Source organism: Ketobacter sp. MCCC 1A13808, assembly GCF_009746715.1.
Lineage (GTDB): Bacteria > Pseudomonadota > Gammaproteobacteria > Pseudomonadales > Ketobacteraceae > Ketobacter.
Window position 1 is genome coordinate 192,798 of sequence record NZ_VRKW01000005.1, and the last position, 25,167, is coordinate 217,964.

A 25,167-nucleotide genomic window follows, 5' to 3' on the forward strand; every position below is an offset into this window, starting at 1 on the left:
ATACGTGGTGGGCAGGTTCATAGTTTAACAAATAGTGAGCAAAAGGTGCTAACGAAGCAGTTGTTGGTTGAGCCAGTGATTGAGAGCAGCGGGTGTTGCGCAGTCGAGGTCAGCCTGCCAGCTCTCTATTGTCTCGCCATCGTTTAGATAGCCCCAGCCTGCGGCAATGGTAAAGCAGCCCGCGCGACGTCCGGATTCGATATCTCTCGCGTGATCACCCACATAAACCGATTGCGCAGGGTCCGCGCCGATAGCGGCGCAGGCTTTCAGTATGGGTTCCGGGTGGGGCTTGCGGTGAGTAACATCGTCCGGGCAGATGACCACGGCGCAACCATGCTCCAGCTTCAGGCCCTTAAGCAGGGGTAGAGTGTAGCGGCTGGGCTTGTTGGTAACGATGCCCCAGGCTATATGGTTCTCCTGCAAGCTGGCCAGTGTGGTGTCGAGACCGCTGAACAGGCAGGATTCCTCGGCTAGCCCTTCCAGATAGCGTTCCAGTAAGGCACTCAAGTGAGTATCAAAGTCCGGGTTGGTATCCGCATCGCCGAAGGCCAGCGTTGTGAGTGCGCGGGCGCCGTTGGACACCTGGCTGCGAATCATCTCATAGGCCAGTTCATCCTTTTGATGATCCTGGCGCAGTGTGTTTAGCACCCGTGCGAAATCCGGCGCGGTATCGACCAGTGTGCCATCTAAATCAAACAACACGGCTTGCGGTTTACTGAATATCGTCATTTAATTCTCAATTGGATTTGCTGCAATATAAAAAATAATTCACTCCGACGTCATTGCTGATTTTAAATTCCATCGTGACCGGATTCACACTCATGCCATGAAGACTATTGACACCTAGCCCAGCCGCTCTGGCCCAGGCTGACAGCTCTGAAGGCTTAATGAATTTTAAATATTCGTGAGTGCCCTTTGGCACCAGTTTCATCACGTACTCAGCCCCGACAATGGCCATCAGATAGGATTTTGGGTTGCGGTTAATCGTTGAAAAGAAAACATGGCCGCCGGGTTTTGCCAGGGTGGCGCAGGCCTGGACGATGGCTGATGGATCCGGCACGTGCTCCAGCATTTCCATGCAGGTGACCACATCAAATTGTCCTGCCTGCTGTCTGGCGAGCTCTTCTACGGCAATGTCTTGATAGTTTATATCCAGGTTTTGCTGTTCGCTGTGCAGGCGCGCTGCTTGCAGGTTTGCTGCTCCCAAATCTATGCCGGTAACTTTGGCACCACGAAACGCAAGACCTTCACTGAGAATGCCTCCACCGCACCCGACATCTAGCACGGCTTGGTCTGCGAGCGCTGTGCGTTGGTTGATGTAGTTTAAGCGCAGCGGATTAATGTCGTGCAAGGGTTTGAACTCGCCTTCCGGATCCCACCAGTTGTCGGCAATGGCTTCGAATTTTGCGATTTCCTTGGGGTCTACGTTGCTCATCGGAGTGTCTCGTCGGCCTGTTGGATTTGCGCCCGCCACAGATGAGCTTTGGATAGTACTGCGGCTTGGTCGATGGTGGTTAACGTTCGCTGTTTCATGACTTGTCGCCCATTAATCCAGGAATCGGTCACCTGGCTGGAGGGTGTTGAATACACCAGTTGAGAGGCAAGATGGTAATGCGGCTGACAGCTGATGTCATTCATGTTCACTGCAATGAGATCCGCTGACTTACCAGTTTCCAGGCTGCCGGTAATGTCGTCGATGCCCAGCGCCTTGGCACCGTTTATAGTCGCTAGCTCGATAGCAACATGGGCCGGTACGGCGGAGGGGTTTTTCGAAACGCCTTTTGCCAGCAGCGCAGCAGTGCGCATTTCACCGAACATATCCAGGTCGTTGTTGCTGGCAGCACCATCCGTGCCCAGAGCCACGTTAACGCCTGCCTCTAGTAGTTTTTCAACCGGACAAAAACCGCTGGCCAGTTTTAAATTGGATTCCGGGCAATGGATAACATGGGTGCCGGTTTGCGCCAGTAATTCAATGTCGTCATCACTGAGCTGAGTCATGTGTACAGCTTGTAGCTGGGGGTTCAGCAGTCCCAGCTCATTGAGCCGCTGAATCGGGGATACGCCGTTTTTTTCAATAGCGTCCTGAACTTCAAATGCCGTTTCATGCAAGTGTATCTGCACCGGCATGTTGGTTTCCACTGACATAGTCGCTACTTTCATCAAAGGTGCATCGGATACCGTGTAGGGGGCGTGAGGGCCGAATCCGACACTGATCAGTTGATGATTTCGGTAGTCGTCGTGTAATTGCAGCCCTTTACGCAAATATTCCTCTGCGTTAGCAGCCCAGTTGGTTGGGAAATCCAGAATAGGAAACGCGATCTGGCAGCGCATGTGCGCTTCTGCGGCGGAGCGCGCCACGATGTTAGGATAAAAATACATATCACTGAAGCAGGTGGTGCCACTGCGAATCATTTCGGCCATGGCCAGTTGCGCGCCTTCCATAGTAAAGGCTTCGTCCACCCAGCGTGCTTCAGCCGGCCAGATGTGGTTTTGTAACCATTCCATTAGTGGCAGGTCGTCCGCCAGCCCCCGGAACAATGACATCGATGCATGGCCGTGGGCATTGATCAGGCCCGGCATCAACACATGGTGGGGCAGGTCGATTACCTCGTGGGCAGAGATTCGATGCTGGCCCTGGGGCTCGATAGCAACGATTTTGCCCTTGTCGATGGCCAGGCAATGATTTTCCAGAATGGATCGTTTTGAATTAACCGTGACTATCCAGCGAGCGTTAATCAGCGTCGTGACGATTTCATTCTCAGACATCATGAGTCCCCGTTCAATGTTTTGGGACCGCAATATTACTCTGCTTTAGCGGCAGAGTGAAAAAAGATTCTGCGGTAGAGTTAAATGCGGTGCCACCGTATAATTCCGCCAGCGTTGCAGGCTGCCGGTTCAGCGTCCGCTATTAGATCGGTTCTGCGCGCCCGAATCAAATTCACCCTAACCGATTTTCCGGAGGCATATGATGGCGTCGGCCCGTACTGTTAATGCGATTGAGTGGCGTGACGACACCCTATGGTTATTAGATCAAAGGGCGTTGCCGTTGGAAGAACTATGGATTTCCCATCCGGATACCGAGGCGGTTGTAAATTCGATACGGGACATGGTGGTGCGCGGTGCTCCCGCAATCGGTATCACTGCGGCTTACGGTGTGGTGATCGCTGCCCGTAACCGCCTTGAGCAGTCGGGCGACAATTGGATGCGCGCGTTATCTGAAGATTTTGAAGCCCTGGCGCAATCCAGGCCGACGGCAGTGAATCTGTTCTGGGCTTTGGGTCAGATGCAGAAAATATTAAGTAAACTAAATCAGGAAGAAGATCCGGTGGTGCAATTACTGCGGGAAGCGAAACGCATCCACGAAGCTGATTTGGCAGCGAATCATACCATGGGCAACCTCGGCGCCAGCTTGATCGCCCATTACAAAATGCCAGCCCCCGGGGTTATCACCCACTGCAATACCGGTTCTCTCGCCACCGGTGGGTACGGCACCGCACTGGGGGTGATCCGCAGTGCCTGGCAGCAAAAGCTGATTGAACGGGTATTTGCGGATGAGACGAGGCCATGGTGGCAGGGATCAAGACTAACCGCCTGGGAGTTGATGCAAGATGGTATTCCGGTCACGCTGACGGCGGATTCTGTAGCGGCAACCCTGATGCAGCAGGGGCGGGTTAGCTGGGTGATCGTAGGGGCAGACAGGATTGCCGCGAATGGTGATGTCGCTAATAAAATTGGTACTTATAATCTGGCGGTTCTGGCGAAGCATCATGGCGTGCGCTTTATGGTGGTGGCGCCAACCAGCACATTTGATCTGAGTATTTCAAGTGGCGTTGATATTCCCATTGAGGAACGCGATGGGCACGAGGTCCTTGAGGTGAAGGGAGTGCGGATGGCGCCGGAAAATGCACAGGCTTATAACCCGGTTTTTGACGTTACTCCGGCTCAATTGATCGATGCTATTGTCACCGAAAAAGGGGTGATAGAGAAGCCGTCCGCAGACTCCGTTGCCAGCCTGATGGCCGACCGGCAGTTGCACTGATTTTAAAAGACGCAAAAGCGTAATATTTCTACGAATTTTGGTGTTTTAGCTTAGCTCAAAGTGGGCCTTTTGTGCTATTATTCGGAGCTTTAATAGCGGCATCCTAGCCGTCAGGGGCAATGACAAAAACGACGACAGATCCTACCCCGGTCACTATGGCAACAGGCACCTCTGTTTTGCAGAAATGCCCTCGCTCTAGCCGTCATCATTAGATCAGGAACCCGATGTCAGAACTAGCCAAAGAAATCCTACCGGTCAACATCGAAGACGAACTAAAACAATCTTATCTTGACTATGCAATGAGCGTTATCGTCGGTCGGGCTCTACCCGACGTGCGTGACGGCCTCAAACCGGTGCATCGGCGCGTGCTGTATGCCATGCACGAGCTAAGCAATTCTTTTAACAAGCCCTATAAGAAGTCCGCCAGGGTGGTGGGTGATGTCATTGGTAAATACCACCCACATGGCGATTCTGCCGTTTACGATACCATTGTTCGTATGGCGCAGCCTTTCTCCCTGCGTTATATGCTGGTGGACGGGCAGGGTAACTTCGGCTCCGTCGATGGCGATAACGCCGCGGCAATGCGTTATACCGAAGTTCGTATGGCCAAGATAGCACACGATTTGCTGGCGGACCTGGAGAAAGAAACGGTCAATTTCGTGCCCAACTACGACGGCAGCGAGCATATGCCTTCGGTGTTGCCGACCCGGATTCCCAATCTTCTGATTAATGGGTCATCTGGCATTGCTGTTGGTATGGCGACGAATATCCCGCCCCACAACCTGGGCGAGGTCGTGGACGGATGTCTGGCATGCATTGACAACCCCGATATCGATATTGATGGGTTAATGGAATATATCCAGGGTCCCGATCTGCCTACCTATGGCATTATTAACGGTCGCTCCGGCATTATTGAGGCCTACCGTACGGGTCGCGGGCGCATGTATATGCGTGCCCGGGCCCACATAGAGACCGAAAAAAACGGTCGCGAAACCATCATTGTCACTGAAATTCCCTATCAGGTGAATAAGGCGCGCTTGATCGAAAAAATCGCTGAGCTGGTGAAAGAAAAGCGCATCGAGGGCATCAGTGAAATCCGTGATGAGTCCGACAAAGACGGCATCCGCATCGTTATTGAGGTGCGCCGTGGCGATAATGCGGAAGTGCTGCTTAACAATTTATACGCCCAAACCCAGCTCGAAACCGTTTTCGGAATCAACATGGTTGCCCTTGTGGATGGTCAGCCGCGATTGTTGAATCTGAAGGGGATTGTAGAAGCGTTTGTCCGCCATCGTCGTGAAGTGGTAACGCGCAGAACGGTATTTGATTTGCGCAAAGCCCGTGAGCGCGGTCATGTGCTGGAAGGATTGGCAGTAGCGTTAGCGAATATTGATCCGGTAATTGAATTAATTAAATCGTCGCCGAGCCGGGCAGACGCAGAAGAAGGGTTAATGGGGACCGGCTGGAAGCCGGGTAACGTCTTGGACATGCTGGAGCGTGCCGGTGGCCCAGATGTCTGCCGTCCGGACGATATTGACGCCAACTTCGGGATGCGTGATGACGGGTTGTATTATCTGTCTCAGGTTCAGGCAAAAGAAATTCTGGATATGCGCTTGCATCGCTTGACCGGGCTGGAAACCGACAAACTGCTGTTGGAATATCAGGAAAAACTGCAATTGATCGGTGAATTGATGGCGATTCTGGCAGACCCTGAATTGCTGATGAAGGTGATCCGAGAAGAGTTGGTGGAAATCCGCGCCCAATATGCAGATAAGCGCCGCTCCGAAATTGTTGTATCGCGCCTTGATCTGACCAACGAAGATCTGATCCCTGAAGAGAATGTGGTGGTTACCTTGTCTTCTGGCGGTTATGCCAAAACCCAGCCGATTGATACCTATCAGGCGCAGAAGCGGGGCGGCAAGGGTAAAGTTGCGACCTCGGTGAAGGATGAGGACTACATTGAACATTTGTTGGTGACCAGCACCCACGACACCATTCTTTGTTTTAGTAACCTGGGTAAAGTGTATTGGCTCAAGGTCTATCAGATTCCGCGGGCCGGCCGTCAATCCAAGGGCCGTCCCATTGTCAATTTGTTGCCGTTATCCCCTGACGAGAATATCTCGGCCATTCTACCTTTGCGCGAATATGAATCCGGTAAATTTGTGTTCATGGCCACCAGCAATGGAACGGTTAAGAAAGTAGAGCTGGAATCGTTTTCCCGTCCACGCAGCTCCGGTCTGATAGCCATTGAACTGGACGACGGTAATCGCCTGGTGGGCGTGTCCATTACGGACGGCGAGCAAGACATTATGTTGCTGACATCCGAAGGCAAGGCAATACGCTTTGCTGAAAAAGATGTGCGCGCCATGGGCAGGACTGCCCGCGGCGTGCGGGGCGTTAATTTACCGGAAGGCGGTAGCTTGATTTCCCTTATTATTCCTGAAGCAGGGCACCAGGTTCTCACTGCCAGTGAGAACGGGTATGGCAAGCGCACGGCGGTCGAAGATTTTCCGACTAAAGGCCGTGGCGGCAAGGGCATGATCGCGATGCGGTGCAGCGAGCGAAACGGGGCTTTGATCGGGGCTAAGCAAGTTTGTGAAACCGATGAAATCGTTCTGATCTCGGATCAGGGAACCCTGGTTCGTACTCGGGTGTCAGAAGTGTCGATTCAAGGTCGCGATACACAAGGTGTTATGTTGATCCGGATTGCCAGCGATGAAAAACTGGTTGGTCTGGAACGTATCGCAGAGCTCGAAGGTGTTGTTGACGAGCTGGATGATGAAATTGACGCGAGTAACAGTGCGGATGCAGCGGAACAGCAGGACCAAAGCGGCACTGCAAGCGAAAGTGACGCAAACAAGGATAGCGCAGACGATGGCCAGGGCGAGGATAGCTAAGCAGTATGAGCAGAGCGTTTAATTTCTGTGCCGGCCCGGCGGCGTTGCCGCAAGCGGTGCTTGAAAGAGCCCAGCAAGAACTGGTTGATTTTCGTGGCTCCGGTTTGTCCCTAATGGAGATGAGCCATCGCTCCGACGAGGTGGTCGCAATGGCCACGAAAGCGGAGCAGGACCTGCGTGACCTGATGTCCGTTCCGGACAACTACAAGGTACTGTTTCTGCAAGGGGGAGCAAGCACCCAGTTTGCTATGGTGCCGCTTAATCTGGCCTCTATTCATGGCCAGGCAGACTATGTTAATACCGGTCAATGGTCGATTAAAGCGATCAAGGAGGCCGGAAAATACTGCAATGTCAATGTGGTCGCGACGGGTGAGGACAATCGGTTTACCAGCGTTCCTGCGTTTGAATCCTGGTCGGTTAGCGGTAATGCGGACTATCTACATTACACTCCCAACGAAACTATTGGTGGTGTGGAATTTGACTTTATCCCGGAAGTGGAAACGGATCTGGTTGTGGATCTTTCGTCTACCATTTTGTCCCGTCCACTGGATGTGAGTCGCTTTGGCTTGATTTATGCTGGCGCACAAAAAAATATCGGACCGGCCGGCATAACGGTCGTTATTGTGCGTGAGGACCTGTTGGGGAAGGCAATGCCCGCCACGCCGACTATGCTGGATTATAAGGTCCACGGTGATAATGACTCTATGTATAACACGCCGCCTACCTTTGCCTGGTATTTATCTGGCCTGGTATTTGAATGGCTCAAGGAGCAGGGTGGCGTGGCAGCCATGGCGAAACTGAATAAAGCCAAGGCTGACAAGCTGTATCAGTATATAGATGGCAGCGGTTTCTATACTAATCCGGTCGCCGTAAATAATCGTTCGTGGATGAATGTGCCTTTTACCCTGGCAGAGGATGCGCTGGATAAAGCGTTTCTGCAGGAAGCCGGGCAGCGCCAGTTGTTGAATCTAAAGGGGCACCGGACAGTTGGGGGCATGCGCGCCAGTTTGTATAACGCCGTACCGATGGAAGCGGTGGATGCGCTGATTGAATTCATGCAAGATTTTGTAAAACGCAGGGGATAGTCAGGATAATGTCCGAGTCCAAGCCCGACCTGGAAAAACTACGGCAGAATATCGACCAAATTGATCAGCAAATACAGGACATGATCAATAAGCGGGCGAGTTATGCCCAGCAAGTGGCCGATGTAAAGCAGGAATCCGCCAGCGATGGTGAAAAAGCCGTATTCTATCGCCCTGAGCGGGAAGCCCAGGTGCTGCGTAAAGTGATGAATCGAAATCAGGGCCCCCTGGATAACGAGTCGATGGCTCGCTTGTTTCGGGAAATCATGTCGGTTTGTCTGGCGTTGGAAGAGCCGATGAACATTGCCTATCTTGGCCCGGAGGGCACGTTTACCCAGGCTGCAGCGCAAAAACATTTCGGTCATGCAGTCAAAACGTCGCCACTGGCCACTATTGATGAAGTCTTTCGTGAAGTGGAATCCGGCAGTGCCCATTACGGTGTGGTACCTGTGGAAAATTCAACCGAAGGGATGGTGAATACCACGCTCGATTCGTTTATTCATTCAACTCTCACAATCTGTGGGGAAGTTGAGCTGCGAATTCATCACAACCTGTTGGTGGGTAGCAATACACGCCAAGAATCTATCACCCGCATTTATTCTCATCAGCAGTCACTGGCACAATGCCGGCAGTGGCTGGATGCACATTATCCGAATGCAGACCGGGTTGCGGTCAGTAGCAATTCCGAAGCAGCACGGCGTTTGCAAAGTGAATGGAACGCGGCTGCCATTGCGGGAGAAGTCGCAGCCGAAATTTATGACCTGCAAAAGCTGGCGACCAATATTGAAGATAACCCTCACAACACAACCCGGTTTTTGATTGTCGGCAGGGAGCACGTGCCTGCCTCCGGCGAAGATAAAACATCGGTGATTGTCTCCATGAAAAATAAGCCGGGCGCTCTCTATGAACTCCTGGCCCCGTTCTATGATGCCGGAATCATGTTGACCCGGGTGGAGACCAGGCCTTCTCGTGATGGAACCTGGACCTATCTATTCTTCATTGATTTCGAAGGGCATGAGTCTGACGCTCAGATAAAAGGCGCCATGGGGCGCGTTGAACAGATTGCTGTTTATCTGAAAAAGCTGGGATCCTATCCCAAAGCGGTGCTTTAATCAGGCGCATGTAACCTGTAGGACTGATTAAACCCTCGTAACGACAATTAAGAGTTCGAATACTATGTCTTGTGATTACATCGCGTTGGCGACCCCTGGTGTACAACAACTTACGCCTTATGTGCCTGGCAAACCTGTGGAAGAATTGGGCCGCGAGTTGGGCGTGCGCGATATCGTGAAACTAGCCAGTAACGAAAACCCTATGGGGCCGGGAGCCCGGGTTCTGGCCGCGCTGGATGCTGTGAAGCCTGAGCTTAGCCGTTATCCAGATGGTAACGGGTTCATGTTGAAGCAGGCGCTAGCGGCAAAACTGAATGTGCAGGAAAGCGGGCTAACCCTGGGAAACGGTTCCAACGATGTGTTGGAACTGATCGCTCGAGCTTATCTGCAGCCCGGCACAGAAGCCGTTTTTTCTCAATACGCGTTTGCGGTTTATCCCATCGTCACGCAAGCGGTGGGCGCCACAGCCATCGTCACTCCAGCTAAAAACTGGGGGCATGATCTGGAGGCGATGGCAGCAGCAATAACACAAAATACCCGCGTTATATTCATCGCCAATCCGAACAACCCCACTGGTACCTGGTTTGGCGTGGAACCGTGGGAGAAGTTTATGGGATCAGTTCCTGAAGATGTGTTAGTGGTGCTGGACGAAGCGTATATTGAATATGTCGGCACTCAAGGCGGTGTGCTGAATGGTTTAAATTATTTGCAGCAATTCCCGAACCTAATCGTGACACGTACTTTCTCCAAGGCCTATGGCCTGGCCGGGTTGAGGGTCGGTTATTCCGTCTCGCATCCCCAGGTGGCCAATGTGCTGAACCGGGTCCGGCAACCCTTCAATGTGGATTCTTTCGCACTGGCCGCTGCAACCGCTGTGCTATCCGATACCGAGTATCTGCAAAAGAGCCGGTTGGTCAATGAGCAGGGTATGGCTCAATTAATCGAGGGCTTTGCAACATTAGGATTGGATTATATTCCTTCAGCCGGGAATTTCATTGTGGTTCATTTTCAAGGTGATGCCGGTCCCATCTACCGGAATTTGCTGCGAGAAGGGGTTATTGTGCGCCCGATTGCCAATTACGGGATGCCGGAGTCGTTGCGGGTTAGTATCGGGCTTGAACCTGAAAACCAGCGTTTCCTGCAAGCGCTTGAGCGTGTGTTATGAGCACGCAAACGGACGTTATGTTCCCTTTGCAGCGGGTCGTTGTGGTGGGCTTGGGTTTGATAGGCGGCTCTTTTGCAAAGGAGCTAAAAACCCAGCACCTGTGCGTTGAAGTGGTTGGGTGTAGCCGTAGTCAGACGACCCGTGATAAAGCGCTGGAGCTGGGGTTGATCGATACGGCGGAAGGCAATCTTGAAGCGGCGGTCAAAGGAGCGGATCTCGTTCTGTTAGCGGCGCCTATTGGCGCGACAGAAGCGTTGCTTCGGAAGATGGCTCCGGCACTCAATGGTCGTACCATAGTGACCGATGCCGGCAGTGTGAAAGGCAACGTGATTGCGGCGGCAAAAACCGTCTTTGGTGAAGTGCCTCCCTGGTTGATTCCGGGGCACCCCATAGCCGGGTCGGAACGCAGCGGAGTGGGTGCTGCCAAACTGGATTTGTACCGTGATCACAGGGTGATCCTGACGCCTGCGCCTGGCGCGGACCAAACGGCGCTGGAGACGGTTACAAGAATCTGGCAGTGCATGGGGGCTGAAGTGGTCACAATGGACGCGGAATACCATGATGCAGTGCTGGCGGCCACCAGCCATTTGCCTCACCTGTTGGCATTTTCACTGGTTGATACGTTGTCTAAAGAGGGTGAAAATCAGCAGATTTTCCGTTACGCTGCCGGCGGTTTCAGAGACTTCACCCGAATTGCTTCCAGCGATCCGACTATGTGGCATGACATTTTCATAGCCAATCAACAGGCGATACTAGCCGCGGTTGATCAGTTTCAACAGGGTTTGCAGCGATTCAGACAAGCGGTAGAAGACCAGGATTCCAAAGCCATGCTGGGCGCGATGACACGTGCAAAAGTGGCTCGGGATCACTTCACCAAAATGTTAGCTAAACGTGCATATAGTAGAACTATGACTGAAAAGAACATTGTGTTCACTGCCCGGCCGGGCGGTGTAGTTAACGGCAGTATTCGTGTTCCTGGCGATAAGTCCATATCCCACCGCTCTATCATGATGGGGTCTCTGGCTGACGGCATCACGGAAGTGTTCGGGTTTTTGGAAGGTGAAGATAGCCTGGCGACTCTCCAGGCGTTCCGCGATATGGGCGTTACCATCGAAGGGCCCAATAAGGGCCATGTAAAAATTTACGGTGTCGGGATTAACGGGCTCATGCCGCCACCCGGCCCGCTTTACCTGGGCAATAGCGGTACGTCAATGCGGCTATTGTCCGGTTTATTATCGGCCCAGTCATTTGATGTCGAGCTTACCGGTGATGAATCGTTGTCAAAACGCCCCATGGGGCGAGTGGCGAATCCATTGCGCGAAATGGGCGCAGCGATTGAAACCGGTGATGATGGAACCCCCCCGATCCGTATTAAGGGGAGCCAGACGCTGAATGCCATAGATTACAAAATGCCGATGGCCAGTGCGCAAGTGAAGTCCTGCGTATTATTGGCTGGCCTATATGCGAAGGGGGAGACTCGGGTTACCGAGCCTGCTCCGACACGCGACCATACTGAGCGCATGCTGAAGGGCTTTGGTTATCCGGTGCAGGTGGATGGGGCAACGGCCTGTGTCCGGGGTGGCGGAACCCTGGTAGCAACGAATATTGACGTACCTGCGGATATTTCATCTGCCGCTTTTTTTATGGTCGCAGCCAGCATTACTCCTGGGGCCGACCTCTTGCTAGAGCATGTGGGCATCAACCCCACCCGCATTGGAGTAATCAACATACTCAAAGCGATGGGTGCTAACCTGGATGTCAGCAATGAGCGCGAAGTCGGGGGCGAACCGGTAGCGGATATCCGTGTGCAATACGCGCCGCTAAAGGGGATCCGTGTGCCTCAGGACCAGGTACCGTTAGCGATTGATGAATTTCCAGTGTTGTTCGTGGCGGCAGCCTGTGCTGAAGGCACCACGATATTGACCGGTGCGGAAGAATTGCGGGTAAAAGAAAGCGACCGGATACAGGTCATGGCGGATGGTTTGCTCGCCTTAGGCGTGGAGGCGGATCCGACACCGGACGGCGTGGTTATAAAAGGAGGCCCGATCTCTGGCGGCCGTGTGGAAAGCCATGGGGATCACCGAATAGCAATGGCGTTCGCTGTTGCGGCGCTGCGCTCAAGTGGTGAGATAAAGATTAACAACTGCGCGAATGTAGCTACTTCTTTCCCTAATTTCGTTGAACTGTCACGAAAAGTGGGTATGAAGCTCGATGTCGCAGAAGCAGGAGGCAGCGAAGATGCATAACAGTCCGGAAAATTCGCCCGTCATTACGATAGACGGGCCAGGGGGATCAGGTAAGGGCACCATTGCTCAACGTGTGGCGCAGTCGCTTAATTGGCACCTTCTCGACAGCGGGGCGCTCTATCGATTAGTGGCGTTGGCTGCAAGTAATCATGGCGTTTCCTTCGATAATGAAGAAAGTCTGAAAATTCTGGCCGAGAATATGGATGTGCAGTTTCTGGTGGATGACCCGGATCAGCCGATCAAGGTAATACTGGAAGGGGATGTGGTCACTAAGGATATTCGCACAGAAGAAGTGGGCCGTAATGCGTCCATCGTGGCAGCGTTACCCAGTGTCCGTCAGGGGTTGTTACAGCGACAGCATGATTTTCGGGACAATCCGGGCTTGGTTGCCGATGGCCGGGATATGGGAACCGTGGTTTTTCCGGATGCTGAGCTGAAGATATATCTTACCGCCAGCAGCCAGGAAAGAGCCGAAAGACGCTTCAAACAGTTGCAAGATAAGGGCATGAGTGCTAATTTAGCCGACCTTCAAGCAGCGATACAATCCCGTGATGAGCAGGATACCAATCGCTCGGTGGCACCACTGGTGCCTGCCAACGGCGCTATTATAATTGATAGCACTGACATGAGTATTGATGAGGTATTTACTGAATTAATGAATCATGCCAGGAGTGTAGGGCTCGCCAAGTAGCAAACTAAACAGTTTCAGGGCTTAGTTTCAGATTTTTTTGCTAAGGAATCAATGGCATAAAAGACATTTGATTAGCTAAGTTAACGGCCGGGAAATAGTCCCGGATATAAGAATAAAGCGTATGGGGAGTCACCTCAGGGTGGTTTTCATTCGCTTTTTTTCGCGTTTTTCATCGCTGTACTCGCCAGCTTGCTTTGAAAGACACTTTTAAAATAACCCGTACGGCGCTGGTGGCGTATGGCGGAAAATGCTAACTCAGTTAGCAAAACATGACAGGTTTATAAAACATGAGCGAAAGCTTTGCCGAACTATTTGAAGAAAGCTTAAAAGAACTGGACATGACCCCGGGTGCCATTGTTAAGGGCACAATACTTTCTATCGACGACGACTGGGTTACTGTATATGCGGGTCTGAAATCCGAAGGTGTGATTCCCCGTGAACAATTCATCAGCGAAGCCGGCCAGCTCGAAATCGTCGTAGGTGACGAAATCGATGTGGCCCTGGAATCACTGGAAGATGGGTGGGGTGAAACCCGACTGTCTCGTGAAAAGGCGAAACGCGCTGAATCATGGAAACGTCTCGAAGCGGCATTCGAAGCCTCTGAAGTGGTTAAAGGTGTTATCAATGGTAAAGTCAAAGGTGGCTTTACGGTGGATATCGAATCTGTTCGTGCCTTCTTACCCGGATCTTTGGTGGATGTTCGTCCAGTGCGCGATACGTTGCACCTGGAAGGCAAAGAGCTCGAGTTTAAAGTCATCAAGTTGGATGCGAAACGCAACAACGTGGTGGTTTCCCGTCGTGCAGTTCTGGAAGCAGAAAACAGCGCCGAGCGCGAAGCTCTGCTGGAAAAACTGCAAGAGGGAATGGAAGTCAAAGGTATCGTCAAAAACCTTACCGACTACGGTGCATTCGTGGACCTGGGCGGGATCGACGGCCTGTTGCACATTACCGATATGGCCTGGAAGCGCATCAAGCATCCGAGCGAAATCGTGGAAGTGGGCGACGAAATCCTGGTGAAAGTATTGAAATTCGATCGCGAGCGCAATCGTGTTTCTCTTGGCCTCAAGCAGCTGGGCTCTGATCCATGGGTTGAAATTACCCAGCGTTACCCTGAAGGCAGCCGCGTAAAAGCGAAAGTAACCAACCTGACTGACTATGGTTGTTTTGCTGAGCTGCAGGAAGGCGTTGAAGGTTTGGTTCACGTATCCGAAATGGATTGGACCAACAAGAACGTTCATCCTTCTAAAGTGGTTTCCATTGGTGAAGAAGTTGACGTAATTGTTCTTGATATCGATGAAGAGCGTCGTCGTATCTCTCTGGGTATCAAGCAATGTAAACCAAACCCCTGGGAAGAGTTCGCTGGTAACTTCGATAAGAACCAGAAAATTTCCGGCAAAATCAAATCCATCACTGACTTCGGGATCTTCATTGGTCTGGATGGCGGCATAGATGGTCTGGTTCACTTGTCTGATATTTCCTGGGATCTTCCGGGTGAAGAAGCGGTTCGTGAATACAAGAAAGGTGACGAGATCGATACCGTTATCCTGTCTGTAGATCCTGAGCGTGAGCGCATCTCTCTGGGTGTTAAGCAACTGGAACAAGATCCGTTTGCTCAATACGTACAGGACAATGACAAAGGCGCGATTGTTACCGGTAAGGTTAAATCCGTTGACGCTAAAGCGGCTGTTGTTGAATTGGCAGAAGGTGTTGAGGCAACACTGAAAGCATCTGAATTGAGTCGTGACCGGGTTGAAGACGCTCGTTCGCACCTTAACGAAGGTGATGACGTTGAAGCCCGCATCATCAGTGTTGACCGCAAAAATCGTGGTATCAGCCTGTCGGTGAAAGCGAAAGACGTAGCTGACGAGAAGGAAGCAATGCGTAGCCTGAATCAGAATCAAGCGGAAGCTTCGCCGAAAACCATCGGTGATCTGATCAAGCAACAACTGGAAAATGCTGACAAATAAGTTAAGCTGATTTCAGGTGATAAAAAGGCGCTGTTCTTTATGAACAGCGCCTTTTTTGTTTGTGGACGGCGCCAAGGCAATAGAGATTCCTTTTTATCGTTTTAAAATGCATTAAATGCCATAGCACAGGAATAACAGATGAAAAATTTGCGGGGTAAAGTGGCCGCCATCACCGGAGCGGGTTCCGGTATTGGGCAAGCATTGGCGGTGTCGTTGGCGGGGTTGGGGTGCCATGTTGCGATATCAGATAACAACGAAGCCGGTCTAGACCAAACAGAGGCGTTGGTGGCATCGATGGGCGTTAAGGTCAGTGCCGTGCTTCTGGATGTGGCGGATCGTGAAGCCGTTTACACCTGGGCTGAGGGCGTGGTCGCTGATATGGGCCAGGTGAACCTGATATTTAATAATGCAGGCGTAGCGCTGAGCGAAACCGTAGAAAATATGGGTTACGAAAATTTTGAATGGCTAATGAACATCAATTTTTGGGGTGTGGTCTACGGTACCAAAGCTTTTCTACCTTATTTAAAAACCGCCGGTGAAGGGCACATTATTAATATTTCCAGTGTGTTTGGTATGATCGGGGTGCCAACTCAAAGCGCCTACAATGCTGCAAAATTTGCGGTGAAGGGGTTTACCGAATCGCTACGGGAGGAAATGGCGATCGAGGGTTATAATATCAACGTGACTTGCGTTCATCCCGGTGGCATAAAAACCAATATTGCCCGCAGCGGGCGCTTCGGCGATGGGGGTAAAGCCGGTACGTCGGACCCGGTCAAAGCGGCGAAAATGTTCGATAAGGCAGCCCGCACCACGCCCGACGAAGCCGCGCAGATTATTATAAGCGGCGTATTAAAGAATAAACCGCGAGTTTTAATCGGAGCCGATGCGAGGGTGATTGATACCCTGCAGCGCTTGCTGCCAACCGGCTATCAGGATTTATTGGTTTGGGGTGCCAAACGAAGAAGTAAATAGCACCCTTGAAGGGAGATTTAAACCTGCAACCGCCGCAAGTGCTTGTCTTGCGGCGGTTGTTTATTGCTGTAGCGGTTACCGGTTAGGAATTTTTCATCCATTGCTGCAAAGCCAGAACTTCCTGTTCTGTCAGCATGCCCGCAACGCGTTTTAATCGAAGCCCATTCAAAATATAGTCAAAGCGTGAATTGGCATAATCTCGCTCATTCTGGAATAGATTCCGTTGTACATTCAGCACGTCCACAATCGTTCTTGTGCCGGCTTCGTATCCTGCCTGCGTAGCATCCAGAGCGACTTTGGCGGAGAGCGAGCTTTGCTTGCGTGCGTTTACCTGGGCGACATTGGCGATGACCAATTGATAGAAATTGGTTGTGTCCTGTATAACCTCCCGTCGACGAAGGCGTTCGACATCCTGCGATGCCAGAAACTGGTATTTACTCTGGCGTCGATTGGCGCTGGTGTTGCCACCGGAATAAAGGGGCAACTCCACCTGAATGGCAATACGATTAGTCGTTGTATCGGGATTTGTCGTACTGGTCACCAACGAGCGGGAGTCGGAACTGTCATAAGCATGAGCGCCGACCAGATCAACGGTGGGTGCATGGTCGCCACGTTTGGCTTTGTAGTCCTGTTCCGCGGCTTTAGCTGCAAAAATCGCTGATTGCAGTGCGGCGTTGTGTTCCATGGAAATTGTCAGCCATTGATTTATATCTATGGGATCAGGCGGCAGAATCGGCAAATCTTCTTTCAAATCCACGACATCGTCAACGGTGGCACCGGTAATCGTTTCCAGCAGGCGTAAGGCAACAAATTGCTCAGTTTCAGCACTGATGCGCTCACTGACCGCGGTATCATAAGCCGCCTGAGCTTCATGTACATCTGTAATCGCTACCAGGCCTACGTCAAATCGCTGTTTACTTTGTTCGAGCTGTCGCGAAATGGCTTCCTGCTCTGCTTTCCTATATTCCATATTTGCGTTTGATCGCAATACTTCAAGATAGCTGGTAACCACCCGCAAATAGAAGTCCTGGGTGTCGTTGTGATAGTCCGCGTCAAATTGACTGTTCAGGGCTTCACTGCGCTTAAATGTATGCCAGTTGTTGAGGCGGAATAGGGGTTGTACAATTTCTGCAGAATACCCTTTGCTGTCAAATTTATCGTCGCCAAAGCCATCGTATTCCACTTCGTTCTTAGCTACATTTCCCCTCAGGGTTATCTGGGGCAAAATAGTGGAACGTCCCTGATCAATGACCTGTTGATTGGCAGAATATTGATCTTTAACGGCGGCCCATTGCGGATCATTTTGTAATGCTAACTCATAGGTTCGCTGCAGATTCAGGGTTTCTGCTACAGACAGCGATGCTGCCATCAGGCAAATACCTGAAACCAAAGCGCTTCTGAGACGGTGCTTTTTCATGTAATTCCTCATAGCCGGGTTGATTTGGGTTAAGGTGTCACGTGGCAGCATGAAGTGTATCACTAAACCCGAATCCGGACATACATAGGAACGCTTGATGATAGACCGGGAATTGTTGTTATCCATTATTAAGAATCTGGAAACGGAGTTGAAGGCGCTTGATTTGTGGGAGGCAACTATGCCACCAGCACAAGCATTTGAAAGTGAAATCCCTTTTTTTCATGACACCATGCAGTTTCATCAGTGGCTTCAATGGGTTTTCATTGCCCGCTTCAGAGCCATTATTGAAGGGGAGCATGAGCTTCCGGCCCGCTGTGATATTGCCCCGATGGCGGAAGAATATTTCAAAACGAATGCGTTATATGCTGACCCGGTAATTGGTTTGTTACGCCGTTTTGATCAACAGTTTTCTGCAACCGGAGACGCCGCATCAGGAAGCTGAATTCCCCTCCTGCATACAGTGTTTGATTTTCTGACGCATTGCATCCAGACGAATAGGCTTGGTGATATACTCATCCATACCCGCTTGCAGGCACAGTTCTCTGGATTCGCCCACAGCATGGGCTGTGACTGCGATGATCGGCTTGCGGGTTAATTGATTGTGTAGTTCGAACTCGCGTATTGCCCGCGTCGCTTCGTAGCCGTCCATCTCCGGCATTTCACAGTCCATCAATACGGCATCAATCTGATCATGTTCGACCTTGTAGATAGCGACTGCTTCCATGCCGTTGGTGGCAAACTTGGCTCTAGATCCCAGTTTGTTAACCAGTCCTTTCACTACCACGCGGTTCACCTCATTGTCCTCCGCGACTAATATGGTGATGTCCAGCTTTTCCTGATGCTCTTCTTTGGGCTGGGTAACGGGCCCTTGGCTATCTGGTGGCATATCGGTGAGTTTGCCGACTTCGAAACGGCAGGTGAACCAGAAAGTCGATCCCTTATTGAATTCGCTTTCTAAACCGATTTCCCCCTGCATAATGTGAACGAGCTCTTTGCAGATAGAGAGCCCGAGTCCGGTACCTCCATAGCGCCGGGTGGTGGAGCTGTCGGCTTGAGTAAAAGGAGAAAACAGATTTTGCTGGATATCTTTTGAGATACCGATGCCGGTGTCTTTCACCTGAAAGCGTATTTCGATTCGGTTGTTCTCCAGCATTTCGATCGTGGAGACTATACCGATACTGCCGTGCTTTGTGAACTTCACGGCGTTGCTCATCAAATTGAGAAGGACCTGCCGTAAGCGGGTCGGATCACCGATCAGCACAGACGGTATGTCCTTGGCGACCCGGGTATAAAAGCTCAGATTGCTTGAAAGCTCTTTGCTCTGAAACACCGATAAGCACTCTTCGATCAGATCATGAGGATTGAACGCAATTCTTTCAAGGTCCATTCTTTTGGCTTCAATTTTGGAAAGATCGAGTATGTCATTGATCAGGTGCAATAGCGCGTTGCCGGAATTGTAGATGGTGTCCACGTAGCGTTTTTGCTCTTTGCTCAAGTCCGTCTCACGCAGTAGCTCGGCGATTCCGATTACGCCGTTCATCGGGGTGCGTATTTCATGGCTCATCTTGGCCAGGAATTCACTCTTTGCGGTGCTGGCGGCTTGGGCTTTATAGGCTTCGCGCATTTTTTCCAGTAGTTGCGATTGTGCTTTAGACTTGGCGCGGCGCTCTTCGGTAAAGAAGCTGCCGAACGCCATTGACAGGAGGGCAACCTCCACTGCCGAACCGATCTGCCCGGCATTTTCAGTAATGAAATTACTGGGGATCAATCCGGTATAATTGAGTGCGAATAAACTGAATCCGCTAGCAACCATCAGCCAGGCCAGAGTGTAGTACCGGGCGACATGGGCACCCTTTCTCCAGGCCAGTATTCCGGCTATTAAATTCACCAGCATAGTAATTAAAAGCCCATACATAGCATATTTGATTAGCACCGAATAGGGCGCTACAAAACTGAGTAACAGCAGCACTAAGCCGAACAGGGATATTCCCGACATTAGATAGAACATCCGTGGCAGGTACCGCCTGGCTTCCAAAAAGAAAATCGAAAACAGCATGGCAAACGTGATGGTGCCACCAAGGAAAAAGATAGTGGATATCTGATTCCAGGTTGGCCAGTTAGGCCAAAGATATTGAAAGCCATAGCCACGCCATATGGCAAACGCAAATACCTGGCAGAGAATGTACATAATATAAAAAAGGTAAGAGCGGTTGCGGACCACGAAAAACAGGAAAAAGTTATAGAAGAACATGATAAACATTGAGCCAATATAAAAACCCTGGCCCAACATAAACCCCTGATCCGATTTGATGAATTCCGCTTCTTCCCACAGGTAAAGCGGCATTTTGACCGTGCCTTCTGTTTTTAAACGGATATAGACTTCCACGGATGCGCTGTTTTCCATTACGAATGGAAATATAAAGTTGCGGTGGTCAATCGGGCGATGTTCATGGGGGAGCCGGTCGCCAACATGATATGACTGAAGAATCGATTTATTATGAACATAATAAATATCCAGATAATCATGCATCGGATAGTCGATCCCCAGCAGCCATTCTGTGCGGAGTGGGTGGCGATTGCTGAGTTTTACTCGAAACCAATAACTGCTCTTACTATATCCAAAATTCGGTACGGTATCCGATACCCGGAACCAGGGATATTGGTCCGGATCACGCAGAAAATTAGAGATGCGGATAGAGTTGTCGGAGTCCTCGAGGATTTCAAGGTTTGGGGAGAGGTTATAAACGCTTTGGCTGTCGTCGATAATTAAGCTGAATGCTAAGGACGGGGTCAAAAGTAAAAAGGTAACTACAACGAAAAGCGCTTGCAGTTGTTTGGGCGGTCGGGGCATACGGCGGTTATTTTTTCCCATATTATTAAATTTGCCGTCCGTGTTCTGTATTACAAATCCGAAAGTCTACTTTGCAATGTCAGTTAGCGATAACTGGGGAACCCTGGTAACTCTACGTCTGCGTCAGATTGAATTGTCGTGTTAAGCTTTCAATCCGATGTTCTTTTGTCGCCTGATCCATTGCTTGGGCGGGAGGGGCGAATCCCCAGACAGGGTTTGGCCAGGCATCGTCCTCCGGGTGGCGACCAATCACATGAATATGCAGTTGACTGACGACGTTGCCCAACGCCGCTGTGTTTATTTTTGTCACGCTAAAGGCTTGCTTGATCGATTCACCCAGTTTGACGCAAAACAAATGGATATCCGTTTGCTGTCGTCGGGTCAGCTCATGCCACTCCGTTACGTTTGGCACCTTGGGGACGACAATGAACCAGGGGTAACGCCGTTCGTTCATCATCAGCAACAGGTGTTCCGGGGTGTCCTGTACCGGATAGGTGTCATTTGCCAGTCTGTGATCAAGCTGGAATGGCATTACTGAGCTGCCATTCTGGTTTGCTGCAGGTGTAGCTCGATGAAGTCTGCCAGTACGTGACCTGTTTCCTTTAGCTCGTAATCAATCTCGATTCCATGTTTGCCTGCCGCAGCTGACTCTTCATTAGACTCGGACTCCATTTCAGACTTTAATTGCTCGATGTCCTTGAAAGGCTTTTCGCCCTTGGCGCTGCGGCGCTTGTTTTCAATTTGCAGGCGCTTTTGTTCCAGGTCTTCCTTTTCCTGTTGGCGTGTTTTCCAATTCAAGCTCACTTCGGTTTTATTGCGTACCACTTCCAGGCTCGCCATTTGGTCACGTACGTATTGAAATTCAGGGTTGTGATCCACCCGTTTGTTATGGGCTGCACGCAGGAAGGTCAGGGCAGATTCGAGCTCCGTATCGTGATAGTAACGGGCCGGACGAATCTGATCGGAAGGCAGCGCGTTCGGCAAGGAGCTTTCACCGATCTCTTCGTGGTCAATCAGGCTTGGATATTCTATGTCGGGAACAATGCCCGCATGTTGATTGCTGACGCCTGATACCCGATAGAATTTAGCCATCGTAACTTTCAGGCGGTCTCCGCGGGAGCCATAGTTAAGGGGTTGTAGAGATTGCACTGTTCCTTTGCCGAAGGTCCGGTCACCGACAATGATGCCGCGTTGATAATCCTGAATTGCACCGGCAAATATTTCGGAAGCCGATGCACTGAGACGGTTGACCATTACTGCCAGCGGGCCGTCATACAGCACACTCGGGTCGTCATCTTCCAGCACTTCCACATTACCGCTCGACGATTTTATCTGTACAGTAGGGCCGGTTTTGATAAAAAGTCCAAGCAAGTCATTCACTTCGGTTAAAGAGCCGCCACCGTTGTTACGCAAATCCACGACCAGCCCGTCGACCTTTTTGGCCTTTAGCTTCTTGATAAGCTCGCTGACATCGTGAGTAGTGGAACGGCAGTTGTCTCCGGAATGCTTTTGGCAGGACAGATTGGCGTAAAATGCGGGAACGTTGATGACGCCGAACGTTTTCGGGCCTTCTTCCGTTTCTATTTCCATGGTGTCCGACTGAGCTGCCCGGTCTTCGAGATTCACGGTATCTCGTTTGATGCTGACGACCCGGGTATCGGAATCGCTCTTTGAACTGGCAGGTATGACTTCCAGAAAGACAGTGGTGCCTTTTTTTCCGCGTATACGTTGTACGACTTCATCAAGGCGCCAGCCGACCACGTCCACGATTTTATTGCGGCTTTGCCCGACACCAATAATCCGGTCGGCCTCTTTTAGTTCCTGGCCTTTTTCCGCCGGACCACCGGTGACCAGGCTGACGACTTTGGTGAACTCTTCATCACTTTGTAATACGGCACCTATGCCTTCTAACTGCAGATTCATATTAATGTCAAAATTTTCAGACACTTTGGGTGAAAAGTATTGAGTATGGGGATCGTATATTTGGGTAAAAGCATTCATGTAGAGCTCGAAGGCGTCTTCACTGTTGGCCTGATTCACCCGGTTGAGCTGGTTTGTATAACGCTTCTTCAGTGTTTTCTCGATGTCTTTATCTTTTTTGCCCATCAAGCGCATCGATATGATGGTGTCTTTAAGCCTGCGGCGGGAAAGGTCGTTTAACTCTTTTTCATTTTTTGCCCAATGGCTTTTGTCCGGATCGCGCTCCAAGGTTTCATCAATGGTGAAATCCAGGTTTTTGATGCCTTTCTGTATTAAGGAGATAGTGTATTTCAGGCGCTCAGAAATCCGTTCTTGGTAGCGGTTAAAGATTTGGAACGCCGGCTTCAGATCGCTGCTCTGGAGGGCTTCGTCCAATTGGTCCCGGTAAGGCTCGAATGCCTGTATATCGGACGCCAGAAAATAGGCTTTACCTGAATCCAGGGTTTCAATATAGCGGTCAAAAAACTCCTCAGACAGGGCGTTATCCAGCTGATGTTTGCGTAAATGCCAGCGATTTACCCCTTCCAGTATCCGCACGGAGGTAATTTGTTGAGCGCGGTTCGGCTCCAGGTCGTGGTATTCAGGAATATTTGCAAAAGAGTGGTTGGCTGAGAGAGCGAACGCTAGTGCAAGAGTGAAGGATGAGAGCAAAGTATTACGGGTTAAATTCATCTTTTTACCAATAATTTTCAGCCACGTCAGACAGGGCCGGGAAATAAACAAAATAACTTTGTATGCGTTCACCATATTACGGCACGCGGCTAAAGATCAAGCATGATCTGTCGTTGAGTACTCCTAAGTGTAACCTATCCCCAACCAGTCACTGTGAGTTTGTCTAAAAAAGACTTTAATTTATTGAATTAGTTCGATTTTATGGACTGTTTTTTGGCCTGTAAAAAAGCGCTTGAAAAAGATCGTAGCTGGCATAGACTAGACAAATATTAAAAAATGTCTCACTTGCTGGCGTGTCAGTACGCAGGCATGCTTCAGAGCCGAACGATTAATAATAATAATCACTAATAAAAACAACGGTATAAAGTGCCGGGGCACGATCGCAAGGTGCTTCAGGACATTTTGAGGGACTTCATGTTGACGGTATTTGAGAGCCAGCGCCCTGGTTGTTGGTTACGTTGTACTCTTGTAACCTGTTTTTTGCTTGGCCCTCAGCTGAGCTATGGCGAACTGGTGAATAACCTGACGATTGGCAACCCTATCGCGTTGGCTTTGGGCAACGCAGTCACTGCAGATCCACCAGGCGTGGATTCCATCCATTTTAATCCTGCTGGCCTGGCGCGCTTAAAAGGTCGCGAAGCCCTCTTTAAAGTCGCTGCGGCCAGTTTCAACTTCGATGTAGAGTTTGGGCATTTTTCACCACAGGCACAGGCAGAGATTGATAAGTGGGGATACGACGACTCCGTTGACAACACCCGTAGTCAGGCAGATAGCATTTATTTGAAAGTCCCCTTTGTGGGTGGAAGAACCGAATGGCCTCTTGATTTTTTGGTGGTGCCCACGGGCGGCGCTTCTTTTGCTCCGGAAGGGGCCAATTACACAATAGGGACAGCCGCGTACTCGCCTATGGCCGCCGGTTATGGCCGAAACGAGGATAACCCGGGGCGATTCATGGGGCGCGAGATGGCGCTTACCCGCATTACTTATTTTTCTCCCACCATTGGCTTCAAGTTAAACGACGAATGGTCGATTGGGGCGGGTATCCACTTTTCCTACCAAGGCATTTCAGCTTTCACCGATCTGCGGGTGCCCAACGTAGCCCTTGCTGTGGTCGATAATTTGTTGCAGCAGCTGGGTTCGCAAGCCAATTGCTTGGGCTTGAGCGCTTGCGAAGGGGCTTTCGGCCCGTTTGATCAGGCGGCTACTTTGGAGGTGTGGATGTGGAAACCGGGCTCAGCACGACCTTTTCATTTGGTTTGCTGTGGGAGCCGACATCTTGGTTGACCTGGGGCATGGTGTACGAGAGTGAAGCCATGAACCGAATGAAGGGTTCCTATCGGATGACTTATTCTGACGCTTGGCAAGCGGTCTTTGGTGGTTTAAATCGTGATGTTCCCTCTTTGGTCCGGCTTCTGGGACTGCCCAACGGCTTACAAAACTCACCGGATGGCGTCGGCATACAAACCGGAGATGCGAGGGTAAACTTAAAAACGCCAGCTCACTTTTCTACCGGAATCAGTGTTCAGATACTTCCCGCGTGGAAGTTCAATATGGATGCAAAATGGACCGATTGGGAAGTTTGGGACGGTTTGCATATCGACTTTGATGAGCCGCAGGAATTTGCCAGGCTGGCCAGCGTGATCGCTCCCAAGTACTCTGATATCGATAAGTTGATTATACCGCGTCACTACGAAAGCGTATGGAACTTTGCTTTTGGCGTTGAGCATCAGTATAGCGACCGCCTAACACTGCGAGCGGGCTGGGAACCTCGAAAATCCTCAATTCCCTGGCACAAGCAGGATGTGTTATTGCCTATCGGTGATGGGAATTTATATTCTATTGGCTTCGGCTATGACTGGAAAAAAGAACAGCACTTTGATTTTGCGTTGGGCTATTACCACACTGAAGCTAATGTGCCTGCAGGAAGCAGCACTAACGCAAACAGTGAGGATCAGCTAACCAACTTTTTATATAACCCTTATGCCGGATTAACCTTTACGTCAGAAATTACGGCGTATCTCGTAGAGTTCAGTTACAACTGGCAATTTTAAATAAGCAAAGCCCTTCTATTGAAAG

At 50.7% G+C, this 25,167-nt stretch carries 19 protein-coding genes; 12 read left to right on the plus strand and 7 right to left on the minus strand.

The features are described from left to right. Positions 1-48: 48 nt before the first annotated feature. From FT643_RS12105 to FT643_RS12115, 3 genes are read right to left on the minus strand one after another with little or no spacing between them, the layout of a single operon-like run. The gene (locus FT643_RS12105) at positions 49-729 is read right to left on the minus strand and encodes an HAD-IA family hydrolase (protein WP_156871660.1); all 681 of its coding nucleotides are present in this window, start codon (positions 727-729) and stop codon (positions 49-51) included. A 7-nt stretch (positions 730-736) separates the two neighbouring features. Then, entirely contained in the window at positions 737-1,435 is a 699-nt protein-coding gene (gene ubiG, locus FT643_RS12110; RefSeq protein ID WP_156871661.1) for a bifunctional 2-polyprenyl-6-hydroxyphenol methylase/3-demethylubiquinol 3-O-methyltransferase UbiG, read from the minus strand. Continuing rightward, complete coding sequence (locus FT643_RS12115) at positions 1,432-2,769, minus strand: TRZ/ATZ family hydrolase (RefSeq protein ID WP_458859526.1); 1,338 nt, start codon at positions 2,767-2,769, stop codon at positions 1,432-1,434. The genes ubiG and FT643_RS12115 overlap by 4 nt, the downstream gene beginning before the upstream one ends. 196 nt (positions 2,770-2,965) lie before the next feature. On the opposite strand from FT643_RS12115, the gene mtnA reads away from it, so the two are divergent. From mtnA to FT643_RS12160, 9 genes are all read left to right on the plus strand, one after another. Further along, positions 2,966-4,039: an S-methyl-5-thioribose-1-phosphate isomerase gene (mtnA, locus tag FT643_RS12120; protein WP_156871662.1), complete on the plus strand. Its 1,074-nt coding sequence runs from the start codon at positions 2,966-2,968 to the stop codon at positions 4,037-4,039. Between the two features lie 224 nt (positions 4,040-4,263). After that, positions 4,264-6,936 (plus strand): DNA gyrase subunit A, encoded by a 2,673-nt coding sequence (gene gyrA, locus FT643_RS12125; RefSeq protein WP_156871663.1) that lies wholly within the window; start codon positions 4,264-4,266, stop codon positions 6,934-6,936. Between the two features lie 5 nt (positions 6,937-6,941). Further along, positions 6,942-8,021, plus strand: a complete 1,080-nt coding sequence (gene serC / locus FT643_RS12130) for a 3-phosphoserine/phosphohydroxythreonine transaminase (protein ID WP_156871664.1) — start codon at positions 6,942-6,944, stop codon at positions 8,019-8,021. Positions 8,022-8,029: 8 nt separating this feature from the next. Then, a complete protein-coding gene (gene pheA, locus FT643_RS12135; RefSeq protein ID WP_156871665.1) occupies positions 8,030-9,130 on the plus strand; it encodes a prephenate dehydratase in 1,101 nt (366 codons plus the stop codon). Positions 9,131-9,194: 64 nt separating this feature from the next. Then, the gene (gene hisC / locus FT643_RS12140; protein WP_156871666.1) at positions 9,195-10,295 is read left to right on the plus strand and encodes a histidinol-phosphate transaminase; all 1,101 of its coding nucleotides are present in this window, start codon (positions 9,195-9,197) and stop codon (positions 10,293-10,295) included. Next, positions 10,292-12,541 carry a bifunctional prephenate dehydrogenase/3-phosphoshikimate 1-carboxyvinyltransferase gene (locus FT643_RS12145; protein WP_198043505.1) on the plus strand — a complete coding sequence of 750 codons (2,250 nt, stop codon included), beginning with the start codon at positions 10,292-10,294 and terminating at the stop codon, positions 12,539-12,541. Before hisC ends, FT643_RS12145 begins: the two co-directional genes overlap by 4 nt. Next, positions 12,534-13,232 carry a (d)CMP kinase gene (gene cmk / locus FT643_RS12150; protein ID WP_156871667.1) on the plus strand — a complete coding sequence of 233 codons (699 nt, stop codon included), beginning with the start codon at positions 12,534-12,536 and terminating at the stop codon, positions 13,230-13,232. The genes FT643_RS12145 and cmk overlap by 8 nt, the downstream gene beginning before the upstream one ends. Before the next feature lie 287 nt (positions 13,233-13,519). Beyond that, a complete protein-coding gene (gene rpsA, locus FT643_RS12155) occupies positions 13,520-15,199 on the plus strand; it encodes a 30S ribosomal protein S1 (protein WP_156871668.1) in 1,680 nt (559 codons plus the stop codon). Between the two features lie 138 nt (positions 15,200-15,337). Then, the gene (locus tag FT643_RS12160; RefSeq protein WP_156871669.1) at positions 15,338-16,171 is read left to right on the plus strand and encodes an SDR family NAD(P)-dependent oxidoreductase; all 834 of its coding nucleotides are present in this window, start codon (positions 15,338-15,340) and stop codon (positions 16,169-16,171) included. An 82-nt stretch (positions 16,172-16,253) separates the two neighbouring features. Here the strand turns inward: FT643_RS12160 and FT643_RS12165 are convergent, their stop codons facing one another. Beyond that, positions 16,254-17,588: a TolC family outer membrane protein gene (locus FT643_RS12165; RefSeq protein WP_198043506.1), complete on the minus strand. Its 1,335-nt coding sequence runs from the start codon at positions 17,586-17,588 to the stop codon at positions 16,254-16,256. A 97-nt stretch (positions 17,589-17,685) separates the two neighbouring features. On the opposite strand from FT643_RS12165, the gene FT643_RS12170 reads away from it, so the two are divergent. Then, positions 17,686-18,030, plus strand: a complete 345-nt coding sequence (locus FT643_RS12170) for a YqcC family protein (protein ID WP_156871671.1) — start codon at positions 17,686-17,688, stop codon at positions 18,028-18,030. Here FT643_RS12170 and FT643_RS12175 read toward each other — a convergent pair. From FT643_RS12175 to FT643_RS12185, 3 genes are all read right to left on the minus strand, one after another. Beyond that, positions 18,019-20,460: a hybrid sensor histidine kinase/response regulator gene (locus FT643_RS12175; RefSeq protein WP_156871672.1), complete on the minus strand. Its 2,442-nt coding sequence runs from the start codon at positions 20,458-20,460 to the stop codon at positions 18,019-18,021. The two genes, FT643_RS12170 and FT643_RS12175, sit on opposite strands and share 12 nt — an antisense overlap. Positions 20,461-20,551: 91 nt before the next feature. Next, a complete protein-coding gene (locus tag FT643_RS12180; RefSeq protein ID WP_156871673.1) occupies positions 20,552-20,971 on the minus strand; it encodes an HIT family protein in 420 nt (139 codons plus the stop codon). Beyond that, positions 20,971-23,091, minus strand: coding sequence for a carboxy terminal-processing peptidase (locus FT643_RS12185; RefSeq protein WP_156871674.1), 2,121 nt, complete (start codon positions 23,089-23,091; stop codon positions 20,971-20,973). The genes FT643_RS12180 and FT643_RS12185 overlap by 1 nt, the downstream gene beginning before the upstream one ends. A 414-nt stretch (positions 23,092-23,505) precedes the next feature. On the opposite strand from FT643_RS12185, the gene FT643_RS12190 reads away from it, so the two are divergent. Next, the gene (locus FT643_RS12190; RefSeq protein ID WP_156871675.1) at positions 23,506-24,375 is read left to right on the plus strand and encodes an OmpP1/FadL family transporter; all 870 of its coding nucleotides are present in this window, start codon (positions 23,506-23,508) and stop codon (positions 24,373-24,375) included. After that, entirely contained in the window at positions 24,312-25,142 is an 831-nt protein-coding gene (locus FT643_RS12195) for an OmpP1/FadL family transporter (protein ID WP_156871676.1), read from the plus strand. The genes FT643_RS12190 and FT643_RS12195 overlap by 64 nt, the downstream gene beginning before the upstream one ends. Positions 25,143-25,167: the final 25 nt, after the last annotated feature.

Excerpts from the sequence above, each read along its gene's own strand:
- FT643_RS12105 (WP_156871660.1), bottom strand. The coding sequence starts at position 729 with ATGACGATATTCAGTAAACCGCAAGCCGTGTTGTTTGATTTAGATGGC.
- ubiG (WP_156871661.1), bottom strand. The coding sequence starts at position 1,435 with ATGAGCAACGTAGACCCCAAGGAAATCGCAAAATTCGAAGCCATTGCC.
- FT643_RS12115 (WP_458859526.1), bottom strand. The coding sequence starts at position 2,769 with ATGATGTCTGAGAATGAAATCGTCACGACGCTGATTAACGCTCGCTGG.
- mtnA (WP_156871662.1), top strand. The coding sequence starts at position 2,966 with ATGATGGCGTCGGCCCGTACTGTTAATGCGATTGAGTGGCGTGACGAC.
- gyrA (WP_156871663.1), top strand. The coding sequence starts at position 4,264 with ATGTCAGAACTAGCCAAAGAAATCCTACCGGTCAACATCGAAGACGAA.
- serC (WP_156871664.1), top strand. The coding sequence starts at position 6,942 with ATGAGCAGAGCGTTTAATTTCTGTGCCGGCCCGGCGGCGTTGCCGCAA.
- pheA (WP_156871665.1), top strand. The coding sequence starts at position 8,030 with ATGTCCGAGTCCAAGCCCGACCTGGAAAAACTACGGCAGAATATCGAC.
- hisC (WP_156871666.1), top strand. The coding sequence starts at position 9,195 with ATGTCTTGTGATTACATCGCGTTGGCGACCCCTGGTGTACAACAACTT.
- FT643_RS12145 (WP_198043505.1), top strand. The coding sequence starts at position 10,292 with ATGAGCACGCAAACGGACGTTATGTTCCCTTTGCAGCGGGTCGTTGTG.
- cmk (WP_156871667.1), top strand. The coding sequence starts at position 12,534 with ATGCATAACAGTCCGGAAAATTCGCCCGTCATTACGATAGACGGGCCA.
- rpsA (WP_156871668.1), top strand. The coding sequence starts at position 13,520 with ATGAGCGAAAGCTTTGCCGAACTATTTGAAGAAAGCTTAAAAGAACTG.
- FT643_RS12160 (WP_156871669.1), top strand. The coding sequence starts at position 15,338 with ATGAAAAATTTGCGGGGTAAAGTGGCCGCCATCACCGGAGCGGGTTCC.
- FT643_RS12165 (WP_198043506.1), bottom strand. The coding sequence starts at position 17,588 with ATGAAAAAGCACCGTCTCAGAAGCGCTTTGGTTTCAGGTATTTGCCTG.
- FT643_RS12170 (WP_156871671.1), top strand. The coding sequence starts at position 17,686 with ATGATAGACCGGGAATTGTTGTTATCCATTATTAAGAATCTGGAAACG.
- FT643_RS12175 (WP_156871672.1), bottom strand. The coding sequence starts at position 20,460 with ATGGGAAAAAATAACCGCCGTATGCCCCGACCGCCCAAACAACTGCAA.
- FT643_RS12180 (WP_156871673.1), bottom strand. The coding sequence starts at position 20,971 with ATGCCATTCCAGCTTGATCACAGACTGGCAAATGACACCTATCCGGTA.
- FT643_RS12185 (WP_156871674.1), bottom strand. The coding sequence starts at position 23,091 with ATGAATTTAACCCGTAATACTTTGCTCTCATCCTTCACTCTTGCACTA.
- FT643_RS12190 (WP_156871675.1), top strand. The coding sequence starts at position 23,506 with ATGTTGACGGTATTTGAGAGCCAGCGCCCTGGTTGTTGGTTACGTTGT.